This is a genomic window from Klebsiella sp. YJ (assembly GCF_002108615.1).
GTDB lineage: Bacteria > Pseudomonadota > Gammaproteobacteria > Enterobacterales > Enterobacteriaceae > Klebsiella > Klebsiella planticola.
Genome location: NZ_MTEG01000012.1, coordinates 107,717 through 121,658 on the forward strand (window position 1 = coordinate 107,717; position 13,942 = coordinate 121,658).

Annotated in this window: 14 protein-coding genes; 4 read left to right on the forward strand and 10 right to left on the reverse strand. The window is 57.3% G+C overall.

All coding sequences use genetic code 11. The features are described from left to right. Nucleotides 1-33: 33 nt before the first annotated feature. The 3 genes from BV390_RS14005 to BV390_RS14015 form a co-directional block, all read right to left on the reverse strand. A complete protein-coding gene (locus BV390_RS14005) occupies nt 34-870 on the reverse strand; it encodes a shikimate dehydrogenase family protein (RefSeq protein WP_085397043.1) in 837 nt (278 codons plus the stop codon). 11 nt (nt 871-881) lie between these two features. Further along, on the reverse strand, nt 882-2,204 hold the full coding sequence (locus BV390_RS14010; protein ID WP_032699529.1) for an MFS transporter: 1,323 nt from the start codon (nt 2,202-2,204) through the stop codon (nt 882-884). Between the two features lie 82 nt (nt 2,205-2,286). Then, nucleotides 2,287-4,140, reverse strand: coding sequence for a bifunctional sugar phosphate isomerase/epimerase/4-hydroxyphenylpyruvate dioxygenase family protein (locus BV390_RS14015; protein ID WP_085397044.1), 1,854 nt, complete (start codon nt 4,138-4,140; stop codon nt 2,287-2,289). Nucleotides 4,141-4,266: 126 nt separating this feature from the next. Here BV390_RS14015 and BV390_RS14020 point away from each other — a divergent pair, with 126 nt between their 5' ends. Then, complete coding sequence (locus tag BV390_RS14020) at nt 4,267-4,905, forward strand: TetR/AcrR family transcriptional regulator (protein ID WP_032687155.1); 639 nt, start codon at nt 4,267-4,269, stop codon at nt 4,903-4,905. 27 nt (nt 4,906-4,932) lie between these two features. Here BV390_RS14020 and fumD read toward each other — a convergent pair whose 3' ends face one another. Next, the gene (gene fumD / locus BV390_RS14025; RefSeq protein WP_085397045.1) at nt 4,933-5,148 is read right to left on the reverse strand and encodes a fumarate hydratase FumD; all 216 of its coding nucleotides are present in this window, start codon (nt 5,146-5,148) and stop codon (nt 4,933-4,935) included. A 267-nt stretch (nt 5,149-5,415) separates the two neighbouring features. Here fumD and ynhH point away from each other — a divergent pair, with 267 nt between their 5' ends. The 3 genes from ynhH (at nt 5,416) to lpp (ending at nt 7,613) form a co-directional block, all read left to right on the forward strand. After that, entirely contained in the window at nt 5,416-5,646 is a 231-nt protein-coding gene (gene ynhH, locus BV390_RS32100) for a protein YnhH (protein WP_421669044.1), read from the forward strand. 7 nt (nt 5,647-5,653) lie between these two features. Beyond that, the gene (gene pykF / locus BV390_RS14030; protein ID WP_015584114.1) at nt 5,654-7,066 is read left to right on the forward strand and encodes a pyruvate kinase PykF; all 1,413 of its coding nucleotides are present in this window, start codon (nt 5,654-5,656) and stop codon (nt 7,064-7,066) included. Between the two features lie 310 nt (nt 7,067-7,376). Further along, nucleotides 7,377-7,613 carry a murein lipoprotein Lpp gene (lpp, locus tag BV390_RS14035; protein WP_001082307.1) on the forward strand — a complete coding sequence of 79 codons (237 nt, stop codon included), beginning with the start codon at nt 7,377-7,379 and terminating at the stop codon, nt 7,611-7,613. A gap of 72 nt (nt 7,614-7,685) precedes the next feature. Here the strand turns inward: lpp and ldtE are convergent, their stop codons facing one another. The 6 genes from ldtE to sufB all read right to left on the reverse strand — a co-directional run bounded on the left by ldtE (nt 7,686) and on the right by sufB (nt 13,941). Continuing rightward, entirely contained in the window at nt 7,686-8,684 is a 999-nt protein-coding gene (ldtE, locus tag BV390_RS14040) for a L,D-transpeptidase LdtE (protein WP_032687153.1), read from the reverse strand. A gap of 97 nt (nt 8,685-8,781) precedes the next feature. Next, on the reverse strand, nt 8,782-9,198 hold the full coding sequence (gene sufE, locus BV390_RS14045) for a cysteine desulfuration protein SufE (protein WP_032687152.1): 417 nt from the start codon (nt 9,196-9,198) through the stop codon (nt 8,782-8,784). A gap of 11 nt (nt 9,199-9,209) precedes the next feature. Continuing rightward, complete coding sequence (gene sufS / locus BV390_RS14050) at nt 9,210-10,430, reverse strand: cysteine desulfurase SufS (protein ID WP_032687151.1); 1,221 nt, start codon at nt 10,428-10,430, stop codon at nt 9,210-9,212. Continuing rightward, nucleotides 10,427-11,701 carry a Fe-S cluster assembly protein SufD gene (sufD, locus tag BV390_RS14055; RefSeq protein WP_032699524.1) on the reverse strand — a complete coding sequence of 425 codons (1,275 nt, stop codon included), beginning with the start codon at nt 11,699-11,701 and terminating at the stop codon, nt 10,427-10,429. The genes sufS and sufD overlap by 4 nt, the downstream gene beginning before the upstream one ends. Beyond that, on the reverse strand, nt 11,676-12,422 hold the full coding sequence (sufC, locus tag BV390_RS14060) for a Fe-S cluster assembly ATPase SufC (protein ID WP_032697372.1): 747 nt from the start codon (nt 12,420-12,422) through the stop codon (nt 11,676-11,678). Before sufC ends, sufD begins: the two co-directional genes overlap by 26 nt. 31 nt (nt 12,423-12,453) lie before the next feature. Next, a complete protein-coding gene (gene sufB / locus BV390_RS14065) occupies nt 12,454-13,941 on the reverse strand; it encodes a Fe-S cluster assembly protein SufB (RefSeq protein ID WP_015584111.1) in 1,488 nt (495 codons plus the stop codon). Between the last annotated feature and the right edge of the window lies 1 nt (nt 13,942).

Sequence of the window (13,942 nt, forward strand, 5' to 3'; positions counted from 1 at the left end):
ACAGAGCGATATATTAACCGGGCCGCCAGCGATTCAGTAGCGAATTTCCGCCAGTTCGCGCAGCTGTTCCGGAGTCGCAACCGGTAGGTTGAAGAAACGCAGATAGGCCGGGATCATTTCAAACAACATGTCGGTACCGCGCTGAACCGGGCAGTCGCGCGCCTGAGCGGCCTGCAGCAGCGGCGTAAAAGCCTGGGCCATCACCACTTCCCCTACCCAGGTACCGGGCGTCAACCGCTGCGGGTCCAGCGGCAGCGGGTCCCCCGCCTTCATTCCCAGCGGCGTGGCGTTTACCACCAGATCGTGCCCCTGCGGGTCACGCTGCATCAGGCTGATATCCAGCAGCGGGTAGTGTTGCAGCAGACGGGCCGCCAGCGCATGCGCAGCATCGGCGTGGCTATCGTAGAGCGTCAGAGCGCGCACCCCCGCCGCTGCCAGCGAAGCGGCGATTGCCGATCCCACGCCGCCGCAGCCGACCACCAGCGCCCGCGCCCCCTCAGGCTGAAAACCTTTACGCCGGATACCGAGCACGAAACCGTCGCCATCGAACATATCGCCGCTCAGAGTGCCGTCGGCCTCGCGGCGAATGGCGTTGCAGGCGCCGGCAATGGCCGCCGTGGGGCTGAGGCGATGCACCAGCCCGCAGGTGGCAATTTTGTGCGGCATCGTGACCAGCGCACCGATAATATTGGTCAGCGTAAACAGCGCCGGAACCACCGTCGCCAGCGCCTCTGGCTTCACGCCCGTGGGCACCACCTTGACATCCACCTGCTGTCGGTCGAACCACGGGTTGTAGATCATCGGCGCCTTAAAACCGCCGGTCGGATAACCCAGATGCGCGATCAGCTGCGTATTACCACTAATTATCATCCCCAGCTCCTTTACTGCGATAGCTCGATGCGTTTGACATCGCCCAGAATAAACAGATACGCCACGACGCCGAGCAGCGCGGCGCCGCCGATATAGATAAGCGCATAGAAGAAGTCGCCGAAGGCCGCGACGATAAAGCCAATCACCAACGGCGTGAGGATCCCCGCGAAGTTAGCGCAAAAGTTAAACAGGCCGCCGGTCAGGCCGCCCAGCCCTTTCGGCGCGATATCGGAGATCAACGTCCAGCCCAGCCCGACCATTCCCTGACCAAAGAAGGCGAATGACATCACCAGAATCACCGCCAGATCGCTGCTCAGCCAGTTGGCGGAAATAATGCTGCTGGCCATCAGCAGACCGGCAACGATCGGCAGCTTACGCGCGAGGTTGGCCGAGCCGGTGGCCTTCAGCAGTTTGTCGGAGATCCAGCCGCCGAACATCACGCCGCCGGCAGCGGCAAGGAACGGCAGAATGGCGAAGATTCCCACCTTCAACCACGGCATATGCCGCGCGGTGGCCAGATAGGTCGGGAACCAGGTGAGGAAAAACACCAGCACCGTATTGCCGGCAAACTGGCCGATGCTGGCGCCCAGAATCTGCCGTTTCCCCAGCAGTTGACGCACCAGCGGCCAGCTGAAAGCCGTCTGCTGGTCGCTCGCCGTCACCAGACCGCCGCCGTTGACAATATGCTCTCGCTCCTGCTGGCTGAGGCGTTTGTCTTCATGCGGTTCGCGGTAGCAGCGCCACCACACCAGCGCAAACAGCACCCCGACAGCGCCGACGCTGATAAACAGCGCCCGCCAGCCGAAACTGCCCATAATCCAGAACAGCAGCGGTGAGAAGCAGGCCAGCCCGAGGTACTCCCCGACGGTATAGACTGCCGTTGCCTTGGCCCTCTCCTGCTGCGGGAACCACGCGCTGACCACCCGGCTGTTCACCGGGAAACAGGGCGCCTCGCTGACCCCCAGCCCAAAGCGGCACAGCAGCAGGGTTTTCAGCCCTATCGCCATGCCGTGAAACAACGTAAACAGCGACCACAGCGTCAGCGACAGGAAATAAGTCACTTTATTGCCGAAACGGTCGAGGAACAGGCCGCCGGGAATTTGCGCCAGCGCGTAGGTCCAGGCAAAGGCGGAAAACACGATCCCCATGACCGCGGCATCAATCCCCAGTTCGGAAGTTAAACTGGGAGCCGCGATGCCCAACACCGTCCGATCGAGGTAGTTAATCATCGTGCCGATAGCCAGCAGCGTGAGGATCCCCATTCGCCGCCGGGAGCGCGGCACGGCGGTCGCGGCTTGCGCCGCTGCCGTGTGATTCTGGCTGTACGCGTTCATAGTCGTTTTCCTGTCATAGGGTGCAGATGAATGTTGTTATTGTATTGGCGATGTTGTGCTTAACGAACCATTTGATACATCACTAACTGTATTGCATTGCCGACAGACGAACGGCGGCATTTGCCGCACCGTACAGGGCATAGCCATCGCGTCTTTCGGTCAATTCGAAGAAAAAGCGCCCTGCCGAGAACGGCCGGGTATAGAGGTGGAGGAACTCCCCGCCGCGCGGATCGCGGTCATAGAGAATGTGCAGACGTTGCAGGGTCGCAACGTCCACCGCCTCGCCATAGCGCGCCAGCAGGTCATCATAGTAATTAGCCGGAATCGGCAGCGCCTGACGGGAGACCTGCGGCAGAGCGTCGAGGGTCTCCGGCAGGTGGCGGCAGGCAAACGCCGCGTGCTGCAAGCCCGCCCCCTGATAGCAGGCCACCGACCGGGCAATCTGGGTGGCGCGGCTCTGAGAAATATTCAGGGCCAGGCGAATATTACCCTGCGGGCTGTGCACCGCCAGACTGCGCACCAGACCATACGGATCCGGCAGCGTCTGTTCATGTTCGAGAGTGAAACCGAAGACGGTGCGGAAAAAGATAATCCAGTTATCGCGGCTTTCCGCCTCCATGCCCAGCGCCAGATGATCGATGCCGCTGTAGTCATCGCGCAGCGCTGGCGCGTCGTGCAGATGAAAATCACGGGCGTAGATATCGTCACCGGCTTCGATTAAATAGATCAGGCTGCCGTCGGGGGCGCATATCGCCGGAATCGGACTTTCATTCGGCCCGGCATCGCCTTGCCAGGTAGCGTAGCCATAGGCGCGGGCGCGCTCAACAATCGCCGCGCTGCGGCTGACGCGCAGCGCCATCGCACACAGCGAGACTCCGTGGCGCTGGTGAAAATGGTCGGCCCAGCTGTGCGGTTGGTAGTTCACAATCGCTCGTGCGCCGCCGTTGCGCCACAGCCCCACCTGTTTCGAACGGTGGCGACCTTCCTGACAGAACCCCAGCTGCGACAGGCGCTGGCCGAGGGCCTGCGCTTCCGCTGGGCTGGCGGCAAATTCGATAAATTCCAGACCGAGATAGTCTGGCGCTGTCGCGGCGTGAAACAGCGATGCATCGCTGTTGTCCAGCTGCCGGTAGGTCTGCTCCTCCAGCCATTGCAGCGAGCGGTAGCCATCTTTCGCCGTTGCGCCGTTCGGCGAAGCGCGGAAGCCGTCATTGAAAATTTCCAGCGACCACGGGCCGCGATAGCCGCAGCGGGTCAGATCGCGGGCAAAGTCCACCAGCGGCAGCTGTCCCTGCCCTGGGAAGCAGCGGAAATGGCGGCTCCACTCCAGAACATCCATCTTCATCAGCGGCGCATCGGCCAGCTGCAGAAAGGTAATTTTGTCCACCGGGACTTCAGGCAACCGCTGCAGCGTATCGCCGCGGGCGAGGATATGAAAGCTATCGAGGACGATACCGAGCGCCGGGCTGTTGACGCTTTTCACCCGTTCCCAGGCCTGATACCAGCGGTTGACGTGCGTTCCCCAGGCCAGCGCTTCGTAGCCGATGACGATCTTTTCCTGCTCCGCCAGCGCCGCCAGCGCGGCGAGATCTGCCACCTGCAGCGCAACATCGGCGGAACACTCCGGCTGCACATTGCTGCACAGGAGCAATGTGTCGCAGCCCAGCTCATGCATCAGGGCGAATTTGCGCTTCGCCCGCTCCATATTCGCCGCAAACTGGCTGCGACTGGCGCCTTCAAAATCGCGAAAGGGTTGAAAAAGCGTGATTTTTAGCCCTAAATCAGCCGCCAGATTGCGAATATCCGCCGGCGTGCCGGTATAATACAGCAGATCGTTTTCAAAGATTTCGACGCCTTGATAACCCGCAGCCGCAATAGCATGGAGCTTTTCAGGCAAGGTGCCGGAAATCGAAACGGTAGCAATAGAGCGCAGCATAAGGTCCTCGTGTCATCAACAGGCGTGAGTCCTGAATATGTATCATTTGGTTCATTTGCGCCATACAAGGTTGCTAATTTGTGATCATTATGTGTATTTTTTGTCTCTCAGAAAAAAGGAGTGGTTATGTCTGTCGTGGCTCATGATGAAGCACAGTCCCTGAAGGAGCGGATTTTCACCGCCGCAATCGTCGTCTTTGCCGAACACGGGCTGTCCGGGGCGCGCATGGAACAAATTGCCACCGAGGCGCAGACAACCAAACGCATGGTGGTTTACTACTTCAAAACCAAGGAGCAGCTGTACCAGGAGGTACTGCAGCATGTCTATGCGCGCATTCGCGAGACGGAACAGCAGCTCGGGCTGGAACAGCTTCCGCCGGTCGAAGCGCTGGTGCAGCTGGTGCGCTGGAGCGTGCGTTATCACGCCACCCATGCGGACTTTATGCGGGTGATTTGTATGGAGAATATGCAGCGCGGTAAGTGGTTACAGTCGTCAGGTCAGCTGAAGCCGCTGAATCGAACCGCCCTGTCGATTCTGGAGGATATTCTGCAGCGCGGGCAGCAGCAGGGAATTTTTCAGGAGGGTCTGCAGGCGCGGGATGTTCATCGTCTGATCAGCAGCTTTAGCTTTTATCAGGTGTCGAACTTTTACACCTTCAACAGTCTCTTCCTCGACGACCCGCTGCCGGCTATCGACGATGAAGAGATGGTCGCCCACCACTGCGATATCGCGGTGAAAGCGGTCGTGCGTTTTGTGATTTCCTGAGCCTGTGCAATCCGCGCGCCGGGAAGGTTAATCGTGCCCGGATAAGGCGTGGATAACCTTCGCCATCGCTTCTTTGGTCAGTTCAGAACGGGAGATTTTCGGATTGGCCAGCGAGGTACGTACCACCCCGGCGATCACGATATGTTTTGGCTGCTGGCCGAGATCGCGCATTTCAAGCACCACTTTCCCCACCACCCGGCACATTTCCTGGTACAACTCGTCGTCTCTGGCTTTATTTCCCATTCTTTTCGACTCACAAATTATCATTATCAATCAAATTATTATTGATATGTTTTCGTGATAAATCAAACCAGCGAACTATTTTTGCACCAGTGCGCCATTTCCAGTAGCTAACCGCGAGAAAATTCGCGCAATAGCGGCGTTGATTTTTGTCGGCTGGTGAAAAAATGTGTTGCGAAGAAGATTTAGATTAGTTTGAGTTTTGTTACATTTTTATGGGAAAGAATGAAACGTCGTTTTCATTTTCTTTTTTTGTTCCAGCGTCGTATAATGCACACCGATTCTTTCTTGAATGGTTTCAGCACATTGGACTGCACAACTAAACGCATAAAATACTGCCTCTTTTCATGGGCTGAACCGCCAGCATACTTTCTTCTGCACGCTCTTTTGTTGTCACCTATCCTTAGAGCGTGGCATAGCAACTTTCGCAATACAGGTTTGACTCCACGGCCGCGCGCCAACGGAGCGAGATTTCCATATCCTTCACAACTTAAAGACTAAAACTTTCATGAAAAAGACCAAAATTGTTTGCACCATCGGTCCGAAAACCGAATCCGAAGAGATGCTGTCCAAAATGCTGGACGCGGGCATGAACGTCATGCGTCTGAACTTCTCTCACGGTGACTATGCTGAACACGGTCAACGCATCAAGAACCTGCGTAACGTGCTGAGCAAAACCGGTAAGACAGCGGCTATCCTGCTGGACACCAAAGGCCCGGAAATTCGTACCATCAAGCTGGAAGGCGGCAATGACGTCTCCCTGAAAGCAGGTCAGACATTCACCTTCACTACCGATAAATCCGTCGTTGGCAACAACGAAATCGTCGCCGTGACCTATGAAGGTTTCACTACCGACCTGTCCGTCGGTAACACCGTTCTGGTCGACGATGGTCTGATCGGCATGGAAGTGACTGCCATTGAAGGTAAGAACGTCATCTGTAAAGTGCTGAACAACGGCGACCTCGGCGAAAACAAAGGCGTAAACCTGCCGGGCGTTTCTATTGCCCTGCCGGCGCTGGCTGAAAAAGACAAGCAGGACCTGATCTTCGGTTGCGAACAAGGCGTTGATTTCGTTGCTGCTTCCTTTATCCGTAAGCGTTCTGACGTCGTCGAAATCCGCGAGCACCTGAAAGCTCACGGCGGCGAAAACATCCAGATCATCTCCAAAATTGAAAACCAGGAAGGCCTGAACAACTTCGACGAGATTCTCGAAGCGTCTGACGGCATCATGGTTGCTCGTGGCGACATGGGCGTTGAAATCCCGGTTGAAGAAGTTATCTTCGCCCAGAAGATGATTATCGAAAAATGTATCCGCGCGCGTAAAGTGGTTATCACCGCAACGCAGATGCTGGATTCGATGATCAAAAACCCGCGTCCGACCCGCGCTGAAGCCGGCGACGTGGCGAACGCCATCCTCGACGGTACCGATGCGGTAATGCTGTCTGGCGAATCCGCCAAAGGGAAATACCCGCTGGAAGCGGTCACCATCATGGCCACCATCTGCGAGCGTACCGATCGCGTGATGACCAGCCGTCTGGAATTCAACAACGACAACCGCAAACTGCGCATCACCGAAGCCGTGTGCCGTGGTGCGGTAGAAACCGCAGAAAAACTGGAAGCTCCGCTGATTGTTGTCGCGACCCAGGGCGGTAAATCTGCGCGTGCCGTGCGTAAATACTTCCCGGACGCCACCATCCTGGCGCTGACCACCAACGAAACCACTGCCCGTCAGCTGGTGCTGACCAAAGGCGTGGTGCCGCAGCTGGTTGACCAGCTCTCCTCTACCGATGATTTCTACATCCTGGGTAAAGAACTGGCGCTGCAGAGCGGCCTGGCGCGTAAAGGCGACGTGGTTGTCATGGTCTCTGGCGCCCTGGTCCCGAGCGGAACCACCAATACAGCCTCCGTGCACGTGCTGTAATAATTTACAGGTTAATTCGTTTTTTAAAGGCGCCTCTTCGCAGGCGCTTTTTTTTTATTCAATCACTAGCTACTCTTAATAAAAATGCAAATCGGAATTTACTATTTAATAAGAGATTATCTAAGATGAATCCGATGGAAGCGTGCTGTTTTCACAAAGATTTTTAAACTAATCTGCCAAATTCGATGTTTCTTTGAGCGAACGATCAAAAATAAGCGTATTACCGTAAAAAAATATTCTCATCCCAAAAAAGTTTGTGTAATACTTGTAACGCTACATGGAGATTAACTCAATCTAGAGGGTATTAATAATGAATCGTACTAAACTGGTACTGGGCGCGGTAATCCTGGGTTCTACTCTGCTGGCTGGTTGCTCCAGCAATGCTAAAATCGATCAGCTGTCTTCTGACGTTCAGACTCTGAACGCTAAAGTTGACCAGCTGAGCAACGACGTGAACGCAATGCGTTCTGACGTCCAGGCTGCTAAAGACGACGCAGCACGCGCTAACCAGCGTCTGGACAACCAGGCTACTAAATACCGTAAGTAATAGTACCTGTGTAATAAAAATGGCGCACATTGTGCGCCATTTTTTTTGTCCTCTGTTCCCTTCCGTCTCGCGCTACTGCACCCTTTTCGCTTCGTCCATCGTGCCATTCTGCACCGACATCGTCGATATCGCTGCGCTGCTCGCCGCCTCATTGCCCGTGGAGACCACCACCGGATAACCCGCGCGTCGGGACAGCGCTTTCTTAAGCTGCGCATCGTCTACGGTCTTATCTCCGGCAAACTGATGGAAGGCCGCTGGCAGCGTGTGCGGAATCGTCCGGGTGTTGCCCGCTTCATCCTGCGTCAGAGGCCGATGAACTTCGACATAGCGTTTACCGTCCGGCTCAATCGCAAATTTCACCGGCTGGTTGATAACGCGAACCGGCGTCCCCGTTTTTACCTGACTAAACAGCGCCTGGATGTCCGCGGCGTTCATGCGCATACAGCCCGAGCTGACCCGCAGGCCAACGCTATCCGGTGCGCTGGTACCGTGGATAAGATACTCGCCGTTGCCGTACGCCAGGCGCAGCGCATAGCGCCCTAACGGGTTATTCGGCCCGGCCGGCACCACGGGCGGCAACTTGATGCCTTTCTCCAGCGAACGCGCGCGGATGCCTGCCGTCGGCGTCCAGGTCGGATTGGGGATCTTTTGCCCGACGCGCGTGGTCATCTCCGGTGTCTCCAGCCCTTGCTGACCAATACCCAGCGGATAAACCTGAACCTGGTTCTGTCCCGGCGGGAAGTAGTACAGCCGCAGTTCCGCCAGGTTCACGACGATACCTTCCCGGGGCACATCCGGCAGCAGCATCTGCGAAGGAATTAATACCTGAGTCCCGGGTTTCGGTTCCACCGGCGCAAGAGTGTCGTTCGCTTCGAGAATCAGCATCGCCGCCGTGTCGAAATGGCGGGCAATCGCCTGCAGATTGCGATCCCCTTCCTGTACCGTCCACCATTGATTCTGGCCAATGAGCCGACTGTTAGCCGGGGGAAGTGGATAATCTACCGCCCAGGCGCCGTGTGAGACGCTGAGGGCGGTCAGAAGGGCTACGGTGATAAGAGATGCGCGTTTCATACTGAGATTCCTTCTTTCGCTGATAAAACGCCAGGATCTGCCGTCGGGCCGGGATCTCCCCGGCCTGACCTAACAGAATGAAATCTACCTGTTTATTCTAGCTAAGATTTGCGGCTTTCGCGCGAATTGCGCGAATCATGGCTTCCAGGCCCTGAGATCGCGAAGGGGTAAGATGCTGGGTCAACGCCATTTTTTCAAACCACGGCCGCACGTCAAAGTCGGTGATATCCTTGGCCGTCATCTGGTCGTAGAGGATAAAGACCACGGCAATCAGCCCTTTGACGATCGCCGCATCGCTATCGCCGCGCAGCGATAGCCCTCCGGCTTCCCCTTGTTCTACCACGATCCACACCTGGCTCTGGCAGCCCTGAATGATATTTTGCGCGGTATGCTCTTCGGCGCTCAGCGGCGCCAGCCGCTGGCCGAGTTCGATAATATAGAGATACTTCTCTTCCCAGTTCGCGCAACGACTAAAGTTGCGCAGCAGTTTGTCTTTATCCGGTAATGCCGCCATGATTGCTTCCTTTAGCCCAATAGCGTGTGGATGCGCTGCAGTCCTGCGACCAGGCGATCCACCTCTTCCGTGGTATTGTACATCGCCAACGAAGCCCGACACATGGCCGGTACGTTGTAAAACGCCATCAGCGGCATCGCACAATGGTGACCGGTGCGTATGGCAATGCCGTAATTATCCAGGAAGCTGCCCACGTCATAGGCATGATGAGCGCCAAGGTTAAAGGCTATCACCCCCAGTCGCTCGTCAGGGCCATACAGGGTTAAATCAGGCACTGCCTTCAGCGCCTGCAAGGCGTAGCGCATCAGCGTCTGTTCATATTCGCCAATGTGCGCCAGCCCCAGCGCGCTGACATACTCCAGCGCGGCGCCAAAGCCGATAATCCCGCCGGTATTGGGCGTGCCCGCCTCGAAGCGCCACGGCGCTTTCGCCCAGGTCGTCCCTTCGGTCAGACTGACGGTGGCAATCATTGACCCGCCCCCCTCCCACGGCGGCATCTCCTGCAGCAGCGCCTCTTTGGCATACAGAATGCCAATTCCGGTCGGGCCGTACAGCTTATGGGCGGAGAAAACATAAAAATCGCAGTCCAGCGCCTGCACATCCACCGCGTGGTGCATCACCGCCTGCGCCCCGTCCACCAGCACTTTCGCCCCATGCTGGCGGGCTAGCGGAATCAAGGCCGCCAGCGGGTTCTCCGTCCCCAGTACGTTGGAAACCTGGGTGATGGCCAGCAGGCGGGTTCGCTCATCAAACAGCGGCGGAATGGCATCCAGCTGCAGAGTGCCGTCCGGAGTGAGCGGGATAACCCGCAGCTCGGCGCCCACCCGGGCGCAGAGCATCTGCCAGGGGACGATGTTCGCATGGTGCTCCATGGCGCTGATGATGATGTTATCGCCGGCGCCGACGTTGGCGTTCCCCCAGCTGTTGGCCACCAGATTGATCCCTTCGGTGGTCCCCCGGACGAACACCAGCTCTTCCGCTGAGCGGGCATTCAGGAACCGCGCGGCCTGCTGACGCACCTGTTCCATCCGCGCCGTCGCCTCTGCGCTCAGCGTATGGATACCGCGATGGACGGCGGCATAGCCGTGGCGATAAAACTCCGCCTCGGCGCGAATTACCGCCTCTGGTTTTTGCGCGCTGGCGGCGCTGTCGAGGTAGACCAGCGGCTGACCGTTGACCTCCCGGCTAAGCAGCGGAAAATCCGCGCGTATCCGTTCTACAGAAAATGTCATGCTTTTTCTCCCGGTAGACGTTGGCCAATACGCGCCAGAATCTGCGCCCTGAGCGTCTCATCGCCAATCGCTTCCGTCAGCTCGGCGGCGAAAGCGTACAGGATCATATGCTGCGCCGCCCGATGGGGAATGCCACGCGAACGGAGATAGAACAGCTGTTCGTTGTCGATGCGCCCGATGGTAGCACCGTGGCTACACTTGACGTCGTCGGCATAAATTTCCAGCTGCGGCCGGGTGTCCACTTCAGCCAGGCGCCCGAGCAGCAAATTATTGTTGGTCATCTGACCGTCGGTTTTAATCGCGTGCTTCGCGACATTAATCAGACCGTTAAACACCGCCCGCCCTTTATCGCTGACGATGGTCTTATGCAGCTGGCGGCTATTACAGTAGCCAACGCGATGATCGAGCCAGGTTCGGCTGTCGCAGACTTCATTGTTGACCGGCATCGCCAGGGAGTTGATCCGCAGGGTGCTGTTCTCTCCCAGCAGTTGGGTGCTGGTGTGATGGCGCAGCACCGCGCCGCCAAGCAGAAAGCTGCTGCTGAAGACCGAAGCGTCGCGGCCCAGCGCGAGATCGTTGTGGGCAAAGTGGTTGCTCTGCGCATTTTCAAACGCCAGTTTGATATGCTGCAGATGGGCATTATCCGCCACCGACATCGTCAGACGCGCGCCGGTAAAGTGGCGCTGTTCATCCAGGCTCAGATAGTGCTCGATAATCGTGGCTTCGGCGCCGCTCTCCAGCTCAAGATGATGGCGATAGTGCGCGGTATTCACGTCGTCGCCCGTTCCTCCACGCGTCACATGCATGAGCAGCAGCGGCTTAGTGGGCCGCTGATGGCGTGTTACGCGGATTCGCGTCACCGTCTGAGCCAGGCTCTCTGTGAGATGCAGGAACACTTCTGGCTGCACCGCGTCAGGCAATCCCTGACGATCGGCCGTCACGCTGACGTCGTAGCCGCTGTCGGCCAGGTTGTCGCTTAACGTCTCGCTGAACTGCCCGTCGATGAAGACCAGCCGCCAGGCGTCCACCGACAGCGCCCGTTGATCCCGCTCTGTCGCCGTTAAGGTACCCGGCTCAAGCGCGACAAACGTGCCTTTGGTCAGGGTATCCAGCGGCGTATATTTCCAGTCTTCATGTTTGCGCGTCGGCAGACCGAGGCGCAGTACCTGCTGGAGATGCTGGCGGGCTTCGGGCGTTCGCCGCTCGCCCTGCGCCTCAAACAGATGATGCCACTGCTGCAGCGCGTTACTGCTGTTCGGTAAGCCAGCCATAGCCCTGCTCCTCCAGTTGTTTGACCAGGGTAAAATCGCCGGATTTGACGATTCGCCCCTGATAGAGCACGTGGACGTAATCAGGCTTGATATAGTCGAGAATACGCTGGTAGTGGGTGACGATAATAAATGCGCGCTTGCCATCGCGCAGCGCATTGACGCCGTCAGAGACGATCTTCAGGGCGTCAATATCCAGCCCTGAATCCGATTCATCAAGGATGCACAGGTCCGGCTCCAGCACGGCCATTTGCAGGATATCGTTGCGCTTCTTTTCACCGCCGGAGAAGCCCACGTTGACCGAACGGGTCAGCAAATCTCCCGGCATCTTCAGCAGCTTGATTTTCTCTTCCATCAGATCCTGGAAGTCGAAACGGTCTAACTCTTCCTGGCCGCGATAGTCGCGCACCGAGTTAAGCGCAGTCTGCAGGAAGAACTGATTGCTGACGCCGGGAATCTCCACCGGGTACTGGAAGGCCATAAAAATGCCTTCACCGGCACGGTCTTCCGGCGCCAGGCTGAGCAAATCTTTGCCTTTGAACTCCACGCTACCGCCGACGACCTCATAGTCCTCACGCCCGGCGAGCGTCGCAGAAAGGGTGCTTTTGCCGGAGCCGTTCGGCCCCATAATGGCGTGCACTTCGCCAGGGCGGATTTCCAGATTCAATCCGCGCAGGATCTCTTTGTCTTCAACGGCGACCTGCAAGTTTTTGATACTTAACATCTCATTTCCCTTAATTCGTAAAGCCTGGTGCTTAGCCGACGCTGTGTTCCAGACTGATAGCCAGCAGTTTTTGCGCTTCGACGGCAAACTCCAGCGGTAGCTCTGAGAAGACATCTTTACAGAAGCCGTTGACGATCATCGAGATGGCATTGTCTTCGCTGATGCCGCGCTGCAGGCAGTAGAACAACTGGTCTTCGCCGATCCGCGAGGTGGTGGCTTCGTGCTCCAGCTGCGCGCTGTCGTTGCGACACTCCACGTACGGGAATGTATGCGCCCCGCAGTCCGGTCCAATCAGCATCGAGTCACATTGGGTGAAGTTACGCGCGTTAGTGGCCGTCGGCATAATTTTGACCAGCCCACGGTAGCTGTTCTGGCTTTTGCCGGCGGAAATCCCTTTCGAGATAATCGTCGAGCGGGTGTTTTTGCCGATGTGGATCATCTTGGTGCCGGTGTCTGCCTGCTGGTGCCCGCTGGTCAGCGCCACGGAGAAAAATTCGCCGATGGAGTTATCGCCGCGCAGAATGCAGCTCGGATACTTCCAGGTGATGGCCGACCCCGTTTCTGACTGCGTCCAGGACATCTTGCTGTTTTCGCCTTCGCACAGCGCGCGTTTGGTGACGAAGTTCAAAATCCCGCCGGTGTTGTTATCTCCGGGGAACCAGTTCTGCACCGTGGAATATTTCACCTCGGCATCTTTGTGAATAATCACCTCGACCACCGCCGCATGCAGCTGGTAGCTGTCGCGCACCGGGGCGGAACACCCTTCGATATAGCTGACGTAGCTGCCTTCATCGGCCACCAGAATGGTGCGTTCGAACTGGCCGGTTTTTTCCGCATTAATGCGGAAATAGGTCGACAGCTCCATCGGGCAGCGCACCCCTTTTGGTACGTAGATAAAGGTGCCGTCAGAGGCCACCGCCGCATTCAGGGCGGCAAAAAAGTTGTCATTCCCCGGCACCACGGTGCCGAGATATTGCTTCACCAGCTCCGGGTGGTCGTGGATCGCTTCACCAAACGAACAGAAGATAATCCCCTGCTCCGCCAGTTTTTCCCGGTAGGTTGTCGCTACCGAAACGGAGTCAAAAATCGCGTCAACCGCGACTTCGCGCCCTTCGCGTACCGGTACGCCCAGCAGGTTGAAAGCCTCTTCGACTTCCTGAGTCAGGTAGGCGCCGGGGCCGGTTTGCTGCACCGCGCCTGGCTCAGAGGCGCAGGTGTCATCGCAGTTACCGCAGGACGGCGCCGAGTAATAGCTGTAATCCTGGTAGTTGAGCTTTTCATAGTGCGCTTTCAACCAGTGCGGTTCTTCCATCTCCAGCCAGGCGTGATACGCCTTTAGACGGAACTCGAGCATCCACTCGGGCTCGTTGCGGCGGGCGGAAATGGCGCGCACCACCTCTTCGTTGATGCCTTTCGCCAGCTCATCGGTCTTTAAGCGGGTAAAAAAGCCTTCTTTATAATTGAGCGGCCCGTCGGACCAGGTTTTGACATCGTCAGTTGCTTCAGTATTACGAGACATA